Source organism: Desulfovermiculus halophilus DSM 18834 (assembly GCF_000620765.1).
GTDB classification, from domain to species: Bacteria; Desulfobacterota; Desulfovibrionia; order Desulfovibrionales; family Desulfothermaceae; genus Desulfovermiculus; species Desulfovermiculus halophilus.
The window spans coordinates 83,298-103,175 of sequence record NZ_JIAK01000006.1 but is presented as its reverse complement, the minus strand read 5'-3'; the positions used below and the strand labels follow the sequence as shown (position 1 = coordinate 103,175).

The 19,878-nt window shown below is 59.3% G+C and carries 14 protein-coding genes and 1 pseudogene; 10 read left to right on the top strand and 5 right to left on the bottom strand.

Annotated elements, in window-relative coordinates; translation table 11 throughout:
- Positions 1-133 precede the first annotated feature (133 nt).
- The 5 genes from N902_RS0102975 to N902_RS0102955 all read right to left on the bottom strand — a co-directional run bounded on the left by N902_RS0102975 (position 134) and on the right by N902_RS0102955 (position 6,403).
- Positions 134-2,080: an ASKHA domain-containing protein gene (locus N902_RS0102975; protein WP_034621394.1), complete on the bottom strand. Its 1,947-nt coding sequence runs from the start codon at positions 2,078-2,080 to the stop codon at positions 134-136.
- Between the two features lie 57 nt (positions 2,081-2,137).
- On the bottom strand, positions 2,138-3,706 hold the full coding sequence (locus tag N902_RS0102970) for an ASKHA domain-containing protein (RefSeq protein ID WP_051564192.1): 1,569 nt from the start codon (positions 3,704-3,706) through the stop codon (positions 2,138-2,140).
- Between the two features lie 278 nt (positions 3,707-3,984).
- A complete protein-coding gene (locus N902_RS16130; protein WP_051564190.1) occupies positions 3,985-4,725 on the bottom strand; it encodes a 50S ribosomal protein L11 methyltransferase in 741 nt (246 codons plus the stop codon).
- Positions 4,726-4,886: 161 nt separating this feature from the next.
- A complete protein-coding gene (locus N902_RS0102960) occupies positions 4,887-5,636 on the bottom strand; it encodes an ATP-binding protein (protein ID WP_027369719.1) in 750 nt (249 codons plus the stop codon).
- 26 nt (positions 5,637-5,662) lie between these two features.
- Positions 5,663-6,403, bottom strand: coding sequence for an ATP-binding protein (locus N902_RS0102955; RefSeq protein ID WP_027369718.1), 741 nt, complete (start codon positions 6,401-6,403; stop codon positions 5,663-5,665).
- A gap of 1,051 nt (positions 6,404-7,454) precedes the next feature.
- Here N902_RS0102955 and N902_RS0102950 point away from each other — a divergent pair.
- The 10 genes and pseudogenes from N902_RS0102950 (at position 7,455) to N902_RS16125 (ending at position 19,604) form a co-directional block, all read left to right on the top strand.
- Entirely contained in the window at positions 7,455-8,324 is an 870-nt protein-coding gene (locus N902_RS0102950; protein WP_027369717.1) for a methylenetetrahydrofolate reductase, read from the top strand.
- Positions 8,325-8,329: 5 nt separating this feature from the next.
- Positions 8,330-8,548 (top strand): FAD-dependent oxidoreductase, encoded by a 219-nt coding sequence (locus N902_RS20725; protein ID WP_051564224.1) that lies wholly within the window; start codon positions 8,330-8,332, stop codon positions 8,546-8,548.
- Positions 8,549-8,584: 36 nt separating this feature from the next.
- The gene (locus N902_RS0102940) at positions 8,585-12,805 is read left to right on the top strand and encodes an NAD(P)-binding protein (RefSeq protein ID WP_208596253.1); all 4,221 of its coding nucleotides are present in this window, start codon (positions 8,585-8,587) and stop codon (positions 12,803-12,805) included.
- 62 nt (positions 12,806-12,867) lie between these two features.
- Positions 12,868-13,236 (top strand): annotated as a pseudogene (locus N902_RS0102935) (hydrogenase iron-sulfur subunit); the annotation flags it as partial.
- Between the two features lie 185 nt (positions 13,237-13,421).
- Entirely contained in the window at positions 13,422-14,090 is a 669-nt protein-coding gene (locus N902_RS0102930; RefSeq protein WP_027369713.1) for a methylenetetrahydrofolate reductase C-terminal domain-containing protein, read from the top strand.
- Entirely contained in the window at positions 14,087-15,016 is a 930-nt protein-coding gene (locus N902_RS0102925; RefSeq protein ID WP_027369712.1) for a methylenetetrahydrofolate reductase, read from the top strand. Before N902_RS0102930 ends, N902_RS0102925 begins: the two co-directional genes overlap by 4 nt.
- A 225-nt stretch (positions 15,017-15,241) precedes the next feature.
- Entirely contained in the window at positions 15,242-15,631 is a 390-nt protein-coding gene (locus N902_RS0102920; RefSeq protein ID WP_027369711.1) for a response regulator, read from the top strand.
- Between the two features lie 419 nt (positions 15,632-16,050).
- The gene (locus N902_RS0102915; RefSeq protein ID WP_027369710.1) at positions 16,051-17,583 is read left to right on the top strand and encodes an ATP-binding protein; all 1,533 of its coding nucleotides are present in this window, start codon (positions 16,051-16,053) and stop codon (positions 17,581-17,583) included.
- Positions 17,584-17,600: 17 nt separating this feature from the next.
- Positions 17,601-18,941: a sigma-54-dependent transcriptional regulator gene (locus N902_RS0102910; protein WP_027369709.1), complete on the top strand. Its 1,341-nt coding sequence runs from the start codon at positions 17,601-17,603 to the stop codon at positions 18,939-18,941.
- A gap of 114 nt (positions 18,942-19,055) precedes the next feature.
- Positions 19,056-19,604, top strand: a complete 549-nt coding sequence (locus tag N902_RS16125) for a hypothetical protein (RefSeq protein ID WP_051564188.1) — start codon at positions 19,056-19,058, stop codon at positions 19,602-19,604.
- The last annotated feature ends 274 nt before the right edge of the window (positions 19,605-19,878 follow it).

The following is a 19,878-nucleotide window of genomic DNA, read 5'->3' as shown; positions in this document are numbered from 1 at the left end:
TTTTGTCAACAAACCGGGGCACAAAAACCTGTATTTGATTTCAGATTCCGGGCTCCCGGGTGGTCACACGGGGGAAAAGCGCGCCTTTTCGCCTCCGGAGGGAAAGCCCGACCGCCTTTGCCCGGACCACGGCCTAGTCCCCGCCTTTGGCCAGCTCCCGCCGCTTGCGCAGGCGCTCGTTCAACCTGGGGAAGTTCTCCAGCTCGGTATGGGGCAGAAACAGGGAGGCCATGTAATTGTCCATATAGGAGGTGGTTTCCGACAGCTCAAAATTGGTCATTTTGGTGGTCACCTCCACCACGTCCCGGCGGATATGGTTGTTCAGGGAACTCATCTTGGCCCCCATCATGGACCCGTTGCCCACAAAAGTGATCTTGTCCGCGTCCATTTCCGGAAGGAGGCCGATGGTCATGGCTTTCTCCAGATCGATGTAGCTCCCGAATCCCCCGGCAATCATGATCCGGTCCAGATCGTTGATGGACAGGCCGATTTCGTTCAGCAGGGTCATGCATCCGCTGTAGATGGCCCCTTTGGCCCGGATCAGATTGTCCACATCCGGCTCCTGCAGGGTCACATCCCGCCCGATGTCCGTCTCCTCGGCCCAGGCCAGAACATACTCCATGATCCCGTCGTTCTCCCGGATCCGGGTGCTGTCCACCTCTGGATTGAACTTGCCCCGGTTGTCGATCACCCCCATCTCGAACATGACCGCAATCGCGGTGATCAGCCCAGATCCGCAGATGCCGCGGGGCTTTTTCTGTCCCACGGTCAGGACCATGGGTTCCAGAGTCACCGGATCCAGGGAGAAGTCCTCAATAGCGCCCTTGTCCGCCCGCATCCCGAACTTCATTCCCCCGCCTTCAAAGGCCGGACCTGCCGAGCAGGCCGCGCAGGCCATCCAGTCCTTATTGCCGATCACGATTTCGGCATTGGTCCCCACGTCAATATACAGGGTAATCTCCTCCTCGCGGTACATGAGCGATCCCATGACCCCGGCCACAATATCCCCGCCCACATAGCTGGACACAGCCGGATAGACCAGGGCCTGGACGTGGGGGCCGAGCTCTATACCCAGCTCCGAGGCCTTGAACGGGGGGAACAGGGTGCAGGCCGGGACATACGGGGAGCGGCGGATATACCGGGGATTTATCTTCAACAGCAGCTGGGTCATGGTCGTGTTCCCGGCAATGGTGATCGTGGATATGCAATCCGGATCAATGCCCGCCTTCTTCACCAGCTTATCGTTTATGGAGTTGATGGTCTTGAGCACCGCCTTGTTCAGCTCCTCCAAGCCGTTGCCTTTCTCCGCATGCACGATGCGGTTGATCACATCCTCGCCGTAGCTCATCTGGGCATTAAAGTCCCCATTTTCAGCCAGAACCTGTCCCGTGTTCAGGTCCAGGAGCTGCCCGTAGACAGTCGTTGTCCCGATGTCCATGGCTATGGAGTAGTTCTGGTCCGCAGTGTCTCCGGGATGGACGTTGATGATTGCTGTCTTGCTTCCTTCCCGGACCGGCCTGGCCATGGTCACCGTGACATTGAAATCCTGTTCCCGAAGGACGTTCACGATCTTGCGGATCGCGGGGAGGTCCACGACCAGCCGGTGCTCGTCGTGCTTGAGCTTGAGGTGGTTGATCAGCCGGGTCATATCCGGAGCGTTGTCCTGGCTGCTGGGAGGAGTGAGCTGAACGTTCAGCTGCTCCACAGCCGGGATAAACACCCCCTTTTCCTTGAAGTCTTCCAGGTCCAGCTGCTTGATGTGAGCGGTCTTGCGCGGAGTGGCCATGAGCACGCTGGCATCCACTTCCGACTCCACAGGAACCCGAACGGTCAGGTCGCTCTGGACCTCGGCCAAGCACGCCAGGCGATAGCCCTGGTCCACATCCTCCTGGCTCAGCTTCTCGCTGATCCCGCCGCTGACCTCGCCCTGTTCAAGGCGCACCCGGCATTTGCCGCAGACCCCATTGCCTCCACAGGAGGCATTGATATGCACTCCTGCGTCCAGGGCAGCCCGGATCAGGGTTGTCCCCTGCTCCACCTCGGCGCTGCGTTCATGGGGCAAAAACGTAACGGTAGGCATATTCCACCTCCTCTTCATGGTCTCATAATTGTGTATTTCCGGGGGCCCACAGCAGGATCAGGACGGAATCCGCACCGAAGGAAACTTGGACCGTTCGGTATGGGGCAAAAATTTTGCGGCGCTGAACTGATTCATGAATGCCTGGTTGACGTTCAGCTCCAGGTAGGTGATCCGCTCCCGGGCCTTCTTGACCCGGGAGATCGCTTCCGGATCCTGGAGCAAGCGGACGCCCCCGCCCAGGGAGCTGTTGCCCAGGGATTGAAACAGCCCCCGCGGCAGGTCCGGAAGCATGCCGATGCCGATGGCTGAATCCGGCTTAATGAAATTGCCGAACGTCCCGGCCACAAAAAAAGCGCCTATCTCTTCAAACCCGATACCCACGGATCCGACCAAGGTCTCCAGGATGGTGAACATGGCCGCCTTGGACCTGACCAGGCTGTCTATTTCCGGCTGTCCAATGAGCAGATCCGCACCTGTTCCCGATTCCCGGGCCGGTACCAGCCTAAAATTCCAGATCCCGTCCTCCTGCACGAAGAGCTCCGGTGCCCGCTCCGGGACCATTTTCCCCCGGAAATCCAACAGTCCGGCCATAAACATCTGGGCCGCCAGATCGATGATCCCGGAGCCGCAGATCCCGGCCGGGGGAAGCTCCTCTATGCTGTGCACCTCAATGTCCAGGCTCTCCGGATCAATTTGCACCGAATCGATGATCCCAGGGCCGGCCTGGGCCCCGATCTTGCTCACCCCCCCTTCCAGGGCCGGTCCGGCCGCCCCTGCGCAGGCGATGAGCCAATCTTTGTTTCCCAGGATGACCTCGGCATTGGTTCCCACATCCACCAGCAAGGTGGGCTCGTCCCTGACGTCCAGTCCGGAAAAGACGATGCCGGCCAGAAGATCTCCGCCGAAATAGCTCCCGATATTGGGAAAGCAATACACCCTGGCCCGGGGATGGATCGCGAGCCCCAGGGCCTGGGCCCGAACCAGGCCCGGGTCGTTGACCACCGGGATGTACGGCTCGCGGATCATCCACCTCGGATCCAGGCCCAAGAAAAGATGGGTCATGGCCGTATTCCCGGCCAGAGCAACATTATGTACTGCCTGGCTGGACACGCCTTGCTCCGCGCACAGCTCCTCAACAGCCTGATTCATGTCCCGGATCAGCATGTCCTGGAGCTGTTCAAGCCCTTCTGACCTGGCCGCATGATGAATGCGGGTCAAGATGTCCGGGCCGATCTCCCCCTGGGGATTGGCCCGGTCCATCTTCCCCAGGGCTTGGCCGGAGGCAAGGTCTATGAGTTGCAGGACATACCGGGTTGTGCCCAGATCCACAGCCAGACCAAGTGCGGGCCGATCTTCTCCGGCCGGGGCCGCTCCGGTCAGAACTGCGCTCACGCCGTCGGAAAACAGGGTACACCTGAGGGCGAATCCGCTGTCCCGCAACATGGAGGGGAGCTCGTTCATCCACTCCAAATCGCAGGTCAGATTGTGCCAGCCGCTTCTGCGGCGCAGCTCACGCAGCAGACGGTCAACATCTGCGGTATTGTCCTCAAAAGAGGGCTGATCAAGATGGACGGTATACACCCACCTTGGGGATGTGCTCTGGGAACCGGTAGAGGTATCTGGCATATCGTGATCTAAACACCTGTTGTTAAAATGTGACAACGAGCCTGGGTCCTGGCCCCAGGCTCTCATCCAACGCACCGAGGCGGCAAACATTCAGCCCCCCAAAGTTCAGGGGGCCTTGCCCAGCAAGGGGTTGACCAGCCCTTCAGCTTACAATTGATAAAGCCCCCGGATTGGAACTGATCCGAAACCCCGTAAAACAGCCAATACCAGGCCTTCAGCGCCTTGCTGGGCAAGACACCCTGAACACATGCCAGTGGCGCTCTGTTCTCCCTCCCGGCTCAATCCGGACAGGCCTGATGCCGACCCACAAGGGTAAACCATGTTCCGTCTTCCAGCACCCCGTCTATTGCAGCCCCGAGCCCCCGCAGCTCCTGGAGCACGGTCATGGCCTGGGACCGGAGCAGACCGGACAGGACAAAGCTCCGGGCGGCCCTAAAGGCTTTTGTATGCAGGATTCGAGCCATGACATCGTAGTGGATGTTGGCCACTACGGTCCGGGCCGGGATGTGCAGAATTGCCTCCGCCCGGCCCTGAACGGCCAGCACCTGGTCGGTCAGCATGTTCCGGGCGATATTGGCCTGGGTGGTCCAGGCGGCCAGGGGATTGAGATCCACAGCCACAACCTGCTCCCAGCCCAGCCTGGCCGCAGCCAAAGACAGGACCCCGGTTCCGCTGCCCAGATCGAGCAGCCGTCCCCGTTCACCCCTGCGGGCCAGAAAATTCAAGGCCTTCAGACAATCCAGCGTGGTCTGATGGCTCCCGCCTCCGAAAACCACCCCGGGATCCAGGTACAGAGTCTCTTCATCATCCGGGGCATCCTCTGTGCTCCATACCGGACAGATATGAACAGAGCCGACGCTGAAGGGCTCCAACGGTCCCCCGACCCAGTCCTCATAGCTCATGGTATAGCTGTCCAAGAGCCTGACCTGGGGGAAAAGCCCTTCCAGGCTGCGGACCTGGCCATCGCTGGGGGCAGTGAAAAAGAGAAAGGAGAGGTCGTCCTCGACCCAGGTGCCCAAAAAGTGAGCAAGGCGCCTGGTTGCCGCAGGAGGAAACCTCCCTTGAAAGGAGTAAATCCAAAGAGTTTGGGGACAAGAAGGGGACTGAGCCGATCTCAGCTCGGTCATGGCAGGATAATGGTGTGCCAAATGCTCAGGCCTCGAGGTCTGGTCGCGGTCTCTTAGGGAACAATTGTATCAAACATGGCGAAGGCGCTCTGGACTACGGGATTGTCCTCCGGAAGCTCTGCCGTTGGACGGCCGGTCATGTCGTATTCGGCCAGGGTCTGGTCCGCGTAGACCACGCCCAGCAGCTTCATGCCGGCCTGCTCGATGATGTCCAGCACGGCCTGGGACGGTTCTTCCCGGGCGTTGTTCAAAATGAGGTGAATGTCTTTGACTCCGATATTCAGGGACTGGGCCAGCTCCTTGATCCGCTGGGCGGCTTGCAGCCCGCGTCTGGAGGGATCGGATACAACCAGAAGGGTATCGATGTTCTTGGTGGTCAGCCGGCTGATATGCTCCATTCCGGCCTCGTTGTCCATGACGATGCTTTGGTAGTTGGCGGTCAGCTTGCTCAGGAAATCGCTGAGCAGGGTATTGGCCGCGCAGTAGCAGCCCTGGCCTTCAGGCTGGCCCATGACCACCAGATCGAAATCGTCGGCCTCGACTATGGCCTGCTCCAGCTGCATGGACATGAACCGGTCCTTGGTCATTCCGCTGGGCACATCCCCTTTCTTCATCCGTTCCCGGACTCCTCCCAGGGTTTCGTCCACCTGCACTCCGAGGACCTCGTTCAGATTGTAGTTGGAGTCGGCGTCAACCGCCAGGATGGGACCCTTGCCGTGTTTTATGAGATACCGCACAAGCAGTCCGGCCAGGGTGGTCTTGCCTGTTCCTCCTTTTCCGGAAAACGCTATGGACAAGGACATATATGCTCCTCGTTGGGATTGTGGTGTTACTTAAAGTGCTCCAGGACCGCGGCGCAGGTCTGATCCAAAAAGTCGCGTTCAGGCAGATCCAGGACCGATGCCGTATGCTGCTGCTGCTCCACAAGGGAGGGCAGGGCCGGGACCTTGGCCGCCACCGGGGGAAGAGCCATATTTTCCGGGGGGGTGTACCCCTCGGCCGCCCGATTCAGGACCAGGGCCTGATTCTTCAGCCCCAGGCTCGCCGCCAGCCTGCTGATCTCAGCTGCGGTGTTCAAGCTGCGCACGCTGGGTTCGCTGACCACGATCAGCCCGTCCACGCTGGAGATGGTTCCCCGGCCCAGGTGTTCCACCCCGGCCTCCAAGTCCACGATCAGCCACTGGGTGTTCTGGATGATCAGGTGCACGAGCATGGCCTTGAGCAGAGCATTCGCCGCACATCCGCAGCCTCCGCCCGCTCCGGCGATGGTCCCCATGACCAGCAGGTGCATGCCCCGCACGGTCGTGCTCAAGCGGGAGGCCAAGTCGTCGACCTTGGGGTTCATATTGATAAATCCCCCGCTGCCTACCCGCTCTTGAATCAGATCCTTGTTCTGCACCAGCGGGGTGGGGACCTGGTCCGGGGTAAGCCCCAGGGCCGGTCCAAGGGACAGGGCGGTGTCGGCATCCACCATCCAGACGTCTTCTCCCTGCCGGGCCAGATAATCGCCCAGCCAGACGGCGAACGAGGTCTTGCCCACCCCGCCCTTCCCAGCGATTGCCAACTTCATATTTCCCCCAAATATTCAAAAATACCAAAAATTTATATGGCGCAATGTACAAATCGAATTCACCCTAATAAAAAACATGGCTGGTGGCAAGGCATCTGCAAATTAAATTCAAGGCCTCTCCTGCAGGCTACGTCGAAGAGCCGTATTTGTTCAGGGGGCCTTGTCCAGCGAGGCGGTGACAGCCATTGAGCTCACAGCTGGTGATGAATCCCATATTGGGACTGATACGAGAAATACGGCTCTTCGACACAAAAAGTGGAATTGCATCTATAAGAGTTTGCCGTCTCTTCTGTGTGCCGTAAGCGGCAGGCCCGCACATTTTCTTGGTCCCGCCAAAAGGGGGAAACCAGGCACTCACATGCATGATATGCTCAGTCCATCTGAAAACAATGTCCATCATGTGAGTGCCTGGAGGGGGCAGGGATCCCCCTTTGGCGGGAGTTAGAAAATACCGGGCCGAAAGTGGGCTCACAGAAGAGATGGCAAACTCCAAAAATCCACATGCTACGTCGAAGAACCAGAAATACTCAATCAGCCGGGTTCAGGAGGCCTTCAGCACCTCGCAGGACAAGGCCCCTGAACTGTGTTTATCGTTCCCACGCTCTGCGTGGGAACTCTTTTGGGCGTTCCGGCGTCCAGAAAGAGACCGCGGGAGCGGTCAGGAAAGCTCCCTCGCAGAGCGTGGGAGCCATAAGTATTCGCCCGGCGCCCGCCTGGCTCTTTGCAGGTGTTTGTCGTCCCCAAACTGTCGCTGTAATGCTATTCTTTTGTGTATCATTCGTAAGCGAGTCTGCGACTGCTGAAAAATCCTACGTAGAAAGAATCTACACTTTGTGCTCCCATCCCTTGACTGTTTCCTCGTCTCAGGGTATATAATGCAACAAAATACGAATCTTCCCCAAACACCGTTTCGGAGTCGAACCCCAGTCAACCGAAGAACCAAAACCCCAGCGTATCGATTCGCTCCCACCTCGTAGACAGGCCCCGCTTCCTGCGCAGGGCGCAGCAAACCGCAACGCACCGTGCTTGGTGAGGAGGTGTATTCAGGGGTATGAAATCCAAACTCGAGGCCGGGGAATTCGTTCTCCTGGCGGAAATTGAGCCCCCCAAGGGCGTGGACGTGTCCGAAATGGTCACCAACGTCACCAGGATCAAGGGGCTGGTGGATGGATGCGTGGTTCCGGAGATGAACAGTGCGGTCATGCGCATGAGTTCCCTGGGCGGTGCCGTTCTCCTTCAGGGGATCGGGATGCCGGCCATCATGCAACTCAACTGTCGGGACCGGAACCGCTTGGCCCTGCAGGCCGATCTGCTGGCCGCATATGCCTGCGGCGTCCGGGGGATCATGACCGTAACCGGCGACGACCCCCGCTTCGGTGACCACCCCCAGACCAAACCGGTCAACGACATCCAACTCATGGACCTTCTGCAGACCGTGTCCAGGCTCCAGCAGGGCCGGGACATGGCCGGGATCGAGCTCAAAGGAGCCCCCAGCTTCAAGGTCGGTTCGACCATCAATCCCGGAGTGGACAAGGACGGGCTGGACCAGGAGGTCAAAGACTTTCAGGCCAAGCTGGACGCCGGTGTCACCTATTTCATCACCCCGGCTCTGTTCGAGCTCGAATCCATCGCTCCCTTTCTGGAGGCGGCATCCGCCCATCGGTTCAAGCTCATACCCTCGGTCCTGCTCCTCAAGTCCCTGGGCATGGCCCGCTATATCGCCCGCAACATCCAGCACATCCACATTCCGGACTCAGTCCTGCGCCGAATCCAGAAGGCCGGGGACAAGGAACGGGAATGCGTGAAGATCGCCGCAGAAACAGCGGCCATGATCAAGAACGCAGGTTTCGGAGGCGTGATCCTGACCACCATGGGATGGGAACGAAAACTCCCTGAAATTATAGAAGCAATGCGAGGATGAATTCCATGTTGCATTTCAATTCGTCTCCTGCGGAAACGTCCAGTGCCCAAACCGACCTGGTCGGAGCGGTTATGGTGGCCGGTGGAGGAATTGCCGGAATGCAGGCAGCCCTGGATTTGGCAAATTCCGGCTATGCAGTCTATCTGGTGGAACGGGCCTCGGCCATCGGCGGTATCATGTCCCAGCTGGACAAGACCTTTCCCACCAACGACTGCGCGATGTGAATCATCTCTCCCAAACTGGTCGAGGTCGGCCGGCACTTGAACATTGAGCTGGTGACCAATGCCGAGGTCACCGCAATTCAGGGCAAGCCTGGGAGATTTACCGTCACGGTCCATCAGCATCCCAGATATGTTGATCCCGCCAAATGCACAAGCTGCGGGGAATGCGCCAAGGTCTGCCCCGTATCCCTGCCCAACAGCTATGATTTGGGGCTTTCTGAACGCAAGGCGGCGTACAAGCTGTACGCCCAGGCCATCCCCGGAGCCTACGCCATCGAAAAAGGAGACCGAGCCCCCTGCCGCCTGGCCTGTCCAGCAGGGCTCAACGTGCAGGGCTACGTCCAGATGGTCAAACAGGGCAAATATAAAGAGGCCCTGCAGATCATCATGCAGGAGCTGCCCTTGCCCGGAGTCTTGGGCCGGATATGTCCGGCCGGATGTGAAGATGCCTGCCGCAGGGCGGAGCTGGACGAACCCCTGGCCATCCGCTCCCTGAAGCGTCTGGCCGCTGATCAGTTCGATCCCCGGGATGTGGAGATCCCCTGCGCTCCGGAACGACCGGAAAAGGTGGCCATCATCGGGTCCGGCCCGGCCGGGCTGTCCTGCGCCTACCATTTGGCCAGAAAAGGCATCACCAGCACTGTATTTGAAGCCAGCCCGCAGACCGGGGGCATGCTCCGGCTGGGCATCCCCGCCCATCGCCTGCCCCGGGAGATCCTGGATGCGGAGATCGAGGTCATCACCAACCTGGGGGTAAAGATCCGGACCAACACCGCCCTGGGCCGGGACATCAGCGTGGAGGAACTGTTTTCCCAAGGCTACGCCTCCGTCTATTTGGCCCTCGGCGCCCACAAGGGAATGAACCTGGGCATACCGGGGGAAAAGGCCCAGGGCGTCCGCCAGGGAGTGGACTTTCTGCGGGAGGTCAACCTCCAGGGCGCGGCGGAGATCGGCCGGCATGTGGTCGTTGTCGGCGGCGGCAATGTAGCTGTCGACGTCTCCCGGGCGGCCAAGCGTCTGGGGGCTGAGAAGGTGACCGTCCTCTATCGCCGTTCCTGCGACGAGATGCCGGCTCTGCCCGAAGAAGTGGAGGGGGCCCAATGTGAAGGGATCGAGTTCGTCTACCTGGCCGCCCCTCAGGAAATCCTGGTTCAAGACAATCAGGTGGCTGGATTGCGCTGCATCCGCATGGAACTCGGGGAGCCGGACTCTTCCGGCCGCCGGCGGCCGGTTCCGGTCCCGGACAGCGAGTTCGACCTGGACTGCGATCACATCATCCCGGCCATCGGCCAACAGCCGGATCTGTCAGCCATCAACGAGATCCCGGACCTGTCCTTTACCCGCTGGGGAACCATCGAGACCGATCCGGTCACCTTTGCCACCGGCAGGGCTGGGGTCTTTGCCGGCGGAGATCTGCAGACCGGTCCCTGGGTGGCCATCGGAGCGGTTGCCGCCGGACGGGAGGCCGCCGAATCCATCTCCCGCTATCTGGACGGCCGGGACATGGCCCAGGGACGGGAAGCCCTTCCGGCCAAAGAAGTCCCGGACTGGTGCGCCCTCCCTGAAGGGCAGCCCCCGGTTCCCCGGGTGGATATGCCCGAGCTGGAGACAGAGGAACGGACCTGCACCTTTCATGAGGTGGAGCTCGGCCTGGATGCGCAGGCCGGTCAGGCCGAGGCCGAACGCTGCCTGAACTGCGGATACTGCTGCGAATGCCAGCAATGCGTGGAAGCCTGCCTGGCCGAGGCCATCGACCACGGGCAAAAGGCTCAGGATCTGGAGCTGGAAGTGGGCTCGGTCGTCCTCTGTCCGGGCAATCAGGTCTTTGATCCGGCCAAGCTGGAGGAGTTCTACCACCACACCAGCCACCCCAACGTCCTGACCAGTCTGGAGTTCGAGCGTTACCTCAGCGCTTCCGGGCCGACCATGGGGCATCTGGTCCGCCCCTCGGACCACAAGGAACCCACCCGGATAGCCTGGCTGCAGTGCGTGGGCTCCCGGGACACGAACCGCTGCGGCAACGGCTACTGCTCCTCCATGTGCTGCATGTACGCCATCAAGGAGGCCGTGGTGGCCAAGGAACACGCGTCCGGAGAGCTGGACTGCGCCATATTCAACATGGACATCCGGACTTTCGGCAAGGACTTCGAGAAGTACTACCTGCGGGCCAAGGACAAGGAGGGAGTCCGGTTCATCAAGGCCAGGGTGCACACGGTTGACCCCCTGCCCGGATGCGACGACCTCTCGGTCCGCTACGTCACCGAAAACGGGGAAATCGTGGACGAGACCTTTGACCTGGTCATCCTCTCCGTGGGCTTTGAGTCCTCGCCGCAGACCCAGGCCCTGGCCGAGAGGATGGGTGTAGAGCTCAATGCCTCCCGGTTCGTGCACTCCTCCCCATTTGAACCGGTGAACACCTCGGTCCCCGGGATCTACGCCTGCGGCATCTTCCAGGCCCCCAAGGATATCCCCAGCTCGGTGGCCGACGCCAGCGCCGCGGCCTGTGCCGCCGGCCGCATGCTCGCTCCGGCCCGGCATACCCGGACCAAGAGCCTGGAGCTTCCGGCCGAGCTCGATGTCCAGGGCCAGGAGCCGCGGATCGGGGTTTTTGTCTGCAACTGCGGGATCAATATCGGCGGCGTGGTGAATGTGCCCCAAGTCGAGGAGTACGCCGGCACCCTGGCTGGTGTGGCCTACACCTCCCAGAACCTGTTCACCTGCTCCGAGGACGCCCAGCAGCAGATGAAGGAAGCCATCCGGGAAAACGGGCTGAACCGCATCGTGGTTGCCTCCTGCACCCCCAAGACCCACGAGACCATCTTCATGGAGACCTTGGAGGCCTGCGGGCTGAACAAGTATTTGTTCGAGATGGCCAATATCCGCAACCAGGACTCCTGGGTACACGCGGACAACCCGGAGCTGGCCACGGAAAAGGCCAAGCAGCTGGTGCACATGGCCGTGGCCCGGGCGGCCAAGCTTGCCCCTCTGCACGAGAGACGCATCCCGGTCACCCCCAGGGCCCTGGTCGTGGGCGGGGGCGTGGCGGGAATGACCGCGGCCCTCAGCCTGGGAGACCAGGGGTTTGAGACCTATCTGGTGGAAAAGGAGAAGGAGCTGGGGGGACTCTCCCGGCGGCTGACCAAAACCATTGAAGGCCAGGACGTCCAGGCCCTGATCCAGGACCTGGCGGAGAAAATGCACGCCCATGAAAAGGTCCAGGTCCTCACCGAATCCCTTATTGTGAACAGCCAGGGATTCAAGGGCAACTTCAGCACCGAGCTCATTGTCGGGCCGGCCATGTACGAGCGCAGGCTGGAGCACGGGGTGACCATTCTGGCCACCGGAGGCACGGAATACCAGCCCACTGAGTACCACTACCCGGATGAAGACCGGGTCATGACCCAGATCGAGCTGGCCGACCGGTTGGACCGGAACGGGGCCGGGGACCTCTCCTCGGTGGTCATGATCCAGTGCGTGGGCTCCCGCAACCAGGACAACCCCAACTGCTCGCGGATCTGCTGCCAGAGTGCGATCAAAAACGCTCTGCACATCAAGCGGGACAATCCGGACGCCCGGGTCTTTGTCCTCTACCGGGACATCCGGACCTACGGCCTGCTGGAGGAGTACTACACCAAGGCCAGGGAGCTCGGGGTCATCTTCATCCATTTCACTCCGGAAAATCCGCCGCAGGTGGTCCAGTCCGGGGACGGCCTCCAGGTGGAGGTTGTTGATCCCATTCTGAACCGCCCCCTGCTCATCGATGCGGACATCGTGGGCCTGAGTTCCGGACTGGTGGCCGAAGACACCGAAGAGCTGGCCCAGATCATGAAGCTGGCCAGAAACGCAGAAGGCCACTTTCTGGAGGCCCACGTCAAGCTGCGCCCAGTGGATATGGGGACCGAGGGGGTCTTTGTCTGCGGCACGGCCCACAGCCCCATGCTCATCTCCGAGGCCATCGCCCAGTCCCTGGCTGCCGCCTCCCGGGCAGTAACCTACCTGTCCCAGGAGTATCTGACCCTGTCCGCAGTCACGGCCAAAGTGGATGCGGAGAAGTGTGCAGCCTGCCTGATTTGTGTCCGGGCCTGTCCCTTCGGGGTCCCCAGAATCAACGAGGAGGGGGTCAGCGAGATAGACGAGGCCCTGTGCCAGGGCTGCGGGGTGTGCGCCGCGGAATGCCCGGCCAAGGCCATTGAGCTCAACTGGTACGAGGACGTCCAGATTGAAAGCGAAATCGACGCACTACTTGAGGGGGTCTTATGAGCCAAGGCTTTGTGCCCATCATCATCGCCTTTTGCTGCAACGCCTGAGGCTATTCAGCCGCGGACCTGGCAGGTTCCATGCGACTGAATTATCCCTCGGACATCAAGATCGTACGGGTTCCGTGCACCGGCAAGGTAGACCTGGTGCATATCCTGCACGCCTTTGAAAAAGGGGCGGACGGGGTCTTTATTGTCGGCTGCCTGGAGGGGGACTGCCGGTACAAGACCGGCAACCTGCGGGCCAAAAAACGGGTCGAGCAGGCCCGGGCCATCCTGGATCAGGTCGGCGTGGGCGGTGAACGGGTGGGCATGTACAACCTGTCATCCGGGGAAGGCCCCCGCTTTGCCCAGTACGCCGCTGAGATGGACCAGACCGTCCGTGGTTTGGGGCCCAATCCCTTAAAGGCGGCCCGGAAGCCGAAAGCAGCGTAGGTCTGGATTCAGGAGGCGGAGGCAGGAATCAGGAACAGACACAACCCGGGAGCCAGGGACGTATATTACGGTCTCAAGCCAGTTTTTGAAAAACTGGGCCCCCTTTGGTTGTGACCAAGCTCCTGGAGCCTGCCCCCTGACCCCTGACCCCTGAAGTAAGTACTCTGACCAAGTGAGGATGAACCATGATTGTTGCTGATCGGAAGCCAGTCGAGGAGATCATGGACATGGTCAAGGACGCCTCTTCCGTGCTTATCCTGGGCTGCAACGAATGCGTCACGGTCTGCGAAGCGGGCGGCAAGAAGGAGGTGGCGGTTTTGGCCTCCACCCTGCGCATGTCCTTTCTCAACCAGGGCAAGGAGGTGCGGGTGGATGAACGAACCCTGGAGCGCCAGTGCGACCGGGAATACCTGGAGGAGGTCCGGGATGTGGCTGACCGCTACGATGCCGTTGTTTCCCTGGCCTGCGGGGTGGGGGTGCAGTTCATGGCCGAAACCTATCCCCGCCTCCCGGTCTACCCCGGGGTGAACACCTGTTTTCTGGGGGTGACCGAAGAACGCGGCCTGTGGACGGAGCGCTGCCAGGCCTGCGGGCAATGCATCCTGGGGCAGACCGCGGGAATCTGTCCCATCTCCCGCTGCGCCAAGCGCCTGCTGAACGGTCCATGCGGGGGATCGACCAAGGGCAAGTGCGAGATCAACCCCGAGCTGCCCTGCGCCTGGCAGCTGATCATCGATCGCCTGAACGCCCTGGACCGGATGGAGGATTATGAGAAGCTGATGCCGGTCAAGGACTGGACCACGGACCGGGCCGGGGGGCCGCGAAAAGTCGTCAGGGAGGATGTGCAGTCATGAGCACGAAGACACCGAGCACGCTGGAAAAGGTCCTGAATGCCGGACACTTGGCTGTAACCTCGGAGTGCGGCCCGCCCCGGGGGAGCGACCCGGAGGTAATCAAGAAAAAGGCGGAAATGATCCGGGATCACGTGGATGCCATCAACATCACGGACAATCAGACCTCGGTCACCCGGATGTGCAGCCTGGCCGCCTGCATCCAGCTCAAGCTCATGGGTGTGGAGCCGGTGCTGCAGATGGTCACCCGGGACAGGAACCGCATTGCCCTGCAAAGCGATATCCTGGGTGCTGCGTCCTTTGATATCCACAATATCCTGTGCCTCAGCGGAGACCATCAGAGCTTCGGCGACTGTTCCCAGGGCCAGAACGTCCACGATCTGGACTCCATGCAGCTGATCCAAACCGTCCGGCACATGCGGGACGAAGGGAAATTTCTCGGTGGCGACGAGCTCAAGCGTCCGCCGCAGATGTTTGTCGGCGCGGCCGCCAACCCCTTCGCCGACCCGTTTGAGATCCGGGTGCCCAGACTGGCCAAAAAGGTGGCTGCCGGTGTGGAGTTCATTCAAACCCAGTGCATTTTTAACCTTGAAAAGTTCGAGGAATGGATGAAGGGGGTTCGGGACAGGGGCCTGGATGAAAAGGTCCATATCCTGGCCGGGATAACCCCCTTCAAGTCCGCGGGCATGGCCAGGTTCATGCAGAAGCGGGTGCCGGGCATGGATATTCCGGACCACGTGGTCAAGCGCATGTCCGACACTCCAAAGGACAAACAGGCTGCCGAGGGGATCACCATTGCCGTGGAATCCATCCAGCAGCTCAAGGAATGCAAGGGTGTCCACGGCTTTCATGTCATGGCCATTGAATGGGAGGAAAAGGTCCCGGAAATCGTTGAGCGCAGCGGCCTGCATCCCCGCCCTGCGGTATGATCCGGGCGGAGGGCTTGCCTGCTGCGGCCTCCATGACTGTCCGTTATTTGGGATCTTGAATGGACAGCGGTTAAGGGCAACCGCGTCCTACGCAAGAACTGCACCCAGTATTTTCATACAAAACGATTTCGATACCGACTGGGAGTGGTTACCAATCAGATCCTGATAACTAGGAACGAATAACTCATAACAGTTTCTCATACAAAAACCTTGAGGAGGAAGCAGATGACCACAAAGAGAATCCTCGTTGTCGACGATGATCCGGATTTCGTCAGCGTTGTGCAGAACAAACTCGAAAAGCTCAACTGCAGCGTGGATGTGGCTTATGACGGTGTGGAGGGCTGGGACCGGGTGAACGCCAACCTTCCGGACATCATTGTTTTGGATGTCATGATGCCGGTCAAGGACGGGTTCCAGATGTGCAAGGAGCTCAAGGCCGACTCCAGGACCGCCGACATCCCGGTGGTCATGCTTACTGCTGTTGCCGATCACATAGCGGACACCAGCTATACCCAATACGATGCCATGAGCATGGAAGCCGAGGATTACATCCCCAAGGGACCGGACTGTACGGATCAGGTCGTCAAAAGCGTCCGGGAGTTCCTGGAGATCTGAAAGGCACTCGGGCCTGCCTTGAACAGGGGGCAGGCCCGGCCTTGTGTTCAGCGGATCACCGGGCACGGCATATCCGGTCTAGGCCCATGTCCTGCTTTTGCATGAAAACTGTTTTTAGTTAATAGTTGAAATAATCCAAATCGCTATCGGGATCGGTATCGAAATCGCTTGGATGCTTCGTTAGCGAAAGCGTGCCTGCACCTTGGCAGGCATGTGGGTTTGTAAGTGCTCAACTAAACACTGGTCAGTTTACATATCGGTGTTGACACTTCCCCGCTGACTGTAAAACTGTAACCTCTGCCGCCTAGGCATTCATGCATTCAGCTGCAGATTCGCATACTTTCCTGTGTCCATGTCTCACCATTTTCAACCGGCAGGAGTCCGTGTCACATCGCCTCTGACAACAAGGCCGGGAGACAATGAATATTGCCATTATTGGAGGGACAGAGTTCACGGCCGATGTTTTGGAGACAACTTCGGCAGAGTATTTTGAGCATACCTCCCTGGCCGCCAAAATGGTCGCGGTCGCTGACCCTGATCCCGAAGCGCCGGGCATGGTCATGGCCCGCCGTCTGGGTTTGCTCACAGTCCAGGATTACTCCGAACTCTTCGACCCCTGCTATGGCATCGAGCTGATCATCATCCTCAGTCCGGATCAGGAACTCTTCTACCAGGTCCTGGACAGCAAGCCCCACACCGTCCGCATCATGTCCTATCAGGCCTTCCGCCTGTTCTGGGAGTCAATAACCAATGAAGCCAACAAGCTGCGGGAAAGAACCCAGGAAATCGAGGCCATCCTGGACGGCATTCAAGATTTCATCCTGGTCATCACTCCGGATATGACCATTGTGGAGGTGAACACAGCCTTTCTGGATCAGATGGGGTTCACCCGTTTAGAAGTCATCGGGCACAAATGCTATGAGGTATTCCAGCACATCAACCGGCAATGCCAATGCACCGAACACGAGGACATCGTCTGCCCCCTGCAGGAAGTCATCGACTCCCGTGAAATGCGCCAGCGCATATTTCCCCGGGTAAATCAAGAGGGCAAAGTGGTGTACATCGAAGTCACCATCTACCCCATATGGGAGCAAGACGGCTCTCTGAGCAAGTTCATTGAAATCAGCCGGGACGTGACCAAGCGGGAGAAGGAGGACGAGGAGATAAACCGCCGTTTGGAGCAGTTGGTCGAAGAGCGCACCCAGGAGCTCAAAAATCGGCAGGAACAGCTCCTGCATCAGGACAAAATGGCCTCTTTGGGCAAGCTGTCCGCCTCCGTAGTCCATGAGATCAACAATCCCATATCCGGGATTTTGAACCTGACCCTGCTCATGAAGCGCATAACCGGATCAGGGGCCTTGACCGAACAGGACCTGAAGGACTTCACCCGATACCTGGGGCTTATGGAGACCGAGACCAGGCGCATCAGCCGCATCACCTCCAACCTGCTTTCCTTCTCCCGGGAGACCAAGCTGGAAACTGCCGCCTTGAATCTGAACTCCCTGCTTGAGGATCTGCTGTTCTTAAATTCCAACTTCCTGAAGATCTCCGGGGTGCAGGTCAAAAAAGATTTCGATCCTCTGCTCCCGAACATCATTGGAGACGGAGAACAGCTAAAACAGGTCTTCATGAACCTGATATCCAATGCCGCAGAGGCCATGGAAGGGACCCAAGGCGGCACCCTGCACGTTGCCACCAGCCATGACCGGAACAAGGTCACGGCCATGATCCAGGACACTGGGGTGGGCATCCCGGAGTCCACTATTCCCCGGCTTTTCGATCCTTTCTTTTCCACCAAGGCCAAGGGCAAGGGAGTCGGTTTGGGGCTGTCCGTGGCCTATGGAATTATCCAGCAGCATTGCGGTTCAATCTATGTGACCTCCAATCCGGGTCAGGGCACATCCATCCGGGTCTGCCTGCCCTTAAAACAGCCCAAAGACAGGTACCACTGAGGCGTAAGGGGAGGAGCATGGCCAGAGCGAGCATTCTCATAGTCGACGATGAACTGATTCTGCGTGAATCCCTGTCCGCCTGGCTGGCCAGGGACGACTTTAAGGTAGAGGCTGTGGCCAGCGCGGAGAAAGCACTGGAGCGGATCAGACAGACGAGATACGATATCATCTTCCTGGACATCAAGCTGGAGGGCATGAGCGGACTGGAGGGCCTGAAAAAGATCCGGGATCTGGATCAGGATACGGCTGTGGTCATGATCACAGCCTACGGTTCCATCTCCACGGCTGTAGAAGCCATGAAAGACGGGGCCCATGACTACCTGCTCAAACCATTCGAGCCGGAAACCCTGACTGTGCTTATTGAAAAGATCCTGGAACGCAGGGCCCGGGACAGGGAAAATCTCTACTTGCGGGCGGCCCACCAGGAACGAACCAAATTCGAGAATCTCATCGGGCAATCCCCGGCCATGCAGGAGGTCTTTGACCTCATCCAGGAGGTTGCCCCCACCGACTCAACTGTGCTCATCACCGGGGAGACGGGAACCGGCAAGGAGCTGGTGGCCAAAGCCGTCCATACCCGCTCGTCCAGGGCTCAGGGACCGTTTGTGGCCGTGAATTGCGGAGCTTTACCCGAGCACCTGATGGAAAGCGAGATCTTTGGACACCAAAAAGGGGCGTTTACCGACGCGAAAAGCACCAAAAAAGGCCGCTTGGAGCTGGCCTTCGGGGGAAGCCTGTTTTTGGACGAGGTGGGCGAGATATCCGTGCGCATGCAGATCGACCTCCTGCGGGTCCTGGAAGAACGAAAATTCTACCGGGTGGGCGGAACTCAGCCCATAGAAGCCGACTTCCGGGTTATCGCCGCCACCAACAAGGACCTGGAACAGGCGGTCCGCGACGGAAGCTTCCGCCAGGACCTCTATTACCGGCTCAAGGTCATCAGCATCCAGATACCGCCCTTGCGCAAGCGCAAAGAAGATATCCCGCTCCTGGCCGATCATTTCCGTTTGCGCTTTGCCCAGGAAACCAACAAGGAAATCGGCTCCATAAGCAGGGAAGCCCTGGACGAAATGATGCTCTACGACTGGCCGGGCAATATCCGGGAACTGGAAAACGCCATTGAACGGGCAGTGGTGGTCGGCAAGTCCCGATCAATCCAGCCCCAGGACCTGCCCATTTTTAGTAGCGCCCAGTCCAGAGGACCCCAGGATCTCAGCCTGCGGGAAATGGAGAAGGAGCACATTGCCTCCATCCTGGAACAGACCAACTGGAACATCAAAAAGTCGGCCGAGATTCTGGGCATCGATCGCTCCACATTGTACCACAAGCTCAAACGCTACGGTCTGAGCAAGACGTAATCGGCTCTTGGCCCCAGGAGGTGGAAGTGCATGCATAAGAGTTTGCAGTTTATCCTGGGTGCTGAGGGGAGCTTGCGCCCATATATTCCTCATTTCGGCTAGACATCTACAGCCATGCATGCCCAAATCCTGGTCACCTCCATATCCTCGCCGCCGCCCTCCATCCTGGAACCCGTCCGGCTGGCTGTAAGCCAGGCCTTCGGACTGGCCGCTTCAACTGCCCCTTTGCTGCACGACATTGAGTTCGCCTACCACTTCAGCCGCAATCAATATCACTCCACAGCCATCCTTGCCGCCCTGGACCAAGCCGCTACGAACCAGTGGCTCAAGATCCTGGCCTTGACTGATGTGGACCTGTTCATCCCCATCCTGACCCATGTCTTCGGCGAAGCCCAAATGGGCGGCCGGGCGGCCATGCTCTCCATGTATCGGCTGGCAGACGGGCTGCCGGATGCTGGGTCCGGTTCCATTTTCAGCCAGCGGATCGTCAAGGAAGCCCTGCATGAACTGGGACATACCTTTCACCTTAAGCATTGTCCGGATCCAGCCTGTATCATGCACTACTGCCGAAGGATCAAGGATGTTGACCACAAGGACCAATCGTTTTGCCGCTACTGCCGTATCCTGCTGGATGAAGAAATCGCCCGCCTTGCGCGCCGGTAGCCGGTGGCTGGCGTGCTCGAGCCACTAATGAAGTGTTGTAGTTTACGAATTGGCCGTTGTCGTTTCCTACACCTGCCCTGCTCACTCAAATCACCGTTTATATTGAACAATATCCCTATTGCTTTCCTTGCTCCTTCCTCCCTTGTAGAAAAAAACCACAGAGCCTCCGTGCTGTCGATCCGCGGCACCAAGTCCTCGCTTCGCTGAGCAGATCCCAAAATCCCCGGCCCATCAACTTCCTCCTCTCCTCGTTTCCCTTTCCTGGATATGTGGC

Excerpts from the sequence above, each read along its gene's own strand:
- N902_RS0102975 (WP_034621394.1), bottom strand. The coding sequence starts at position 2,080 with ATGCCTACCGTTACGTTTTTGCCCCATGAACGCAGCGCCGAGGTGGAG.
- N902_RS0102970 (WP_051564192.1), bottom strand. The coding sequence starts at position 3,706 with ATGCCAGATACCTCTACCGGTTCCCAGAGCACATCCCCAAGGTGGGTG.
- N902_RS0102960 (WP_027369719.1), bottom strand. The coding sequence starts at position 5,636 with ATGTCCTTGTCCATAGCGTTTTCCGGAAAAGGAGGAACAGGCAAGACC.
- N902_RS0102955 (WP_027369718.1), bottom strand. The coding sequence starts at position 6,403 with ATGAAGTTGGCAATCGCTGGGAAGGGCGGGGTGGGCAAGACCTCGTTC.
- N902_RS0102950 (WP_027369717.1), top strand. The coding sequence starts at position 7,455 with ATGAAATCCAAACTCGAGGCCGGGGAATTCGTTCTCCTGGCGGAAATT.
- N902_RS20725 (WP_051564224.1), top strand. The coding sequence starts at position 8,330 with ATGTTGCATTTCAATTCGTCTCCTGCGGAAACGTCCAGTGCCCAAACC.
- N902_RS0102930 (WP_027369713.1), top strand. The coding sequence starts at position 13,422 with ATGATTGTTGCTGATCGGAAGCCAGTCGAGGAGATCATGGACATGGTC.
- N902_RS0102925 (WP_027369712.1), top strand. The coding sequence starts at position 14,087 with ATGAGCACGAAGACACCGAGCACGCTGGAAAAGGTCCTGAATGCCGGA.
- N902_RS0102920 (WP_027369711.1), top strand. The coding sequence starts at position 15,242 with ATGACCACAAAGAGAATCCTCGTTGTCGACGATGATCCGGATTTCGTC.
- N902_RS0102915 (WP_027369710.1), top strand. The coding sequence starts at position 16,051 with ATGAATATTGCCATTATTGGAGGGACAGAGTTCACGGCCGATGTTTTG.
- N902_RS0102910 (WP_027369709.1), top strand. The coding sequence starts at position 17,601 with ATGGCCAGAGCGAGCATTCTCATAGTCGACGATGAACTGATTCTGCGT.
- N902_RS16125 (WP_051564188.1), top strand. The coding sequence starts at position 19,056 with ATGCATGCCCAAATCCTGGTCACCTCCATATCCTCGCCGCCGCCCTCC.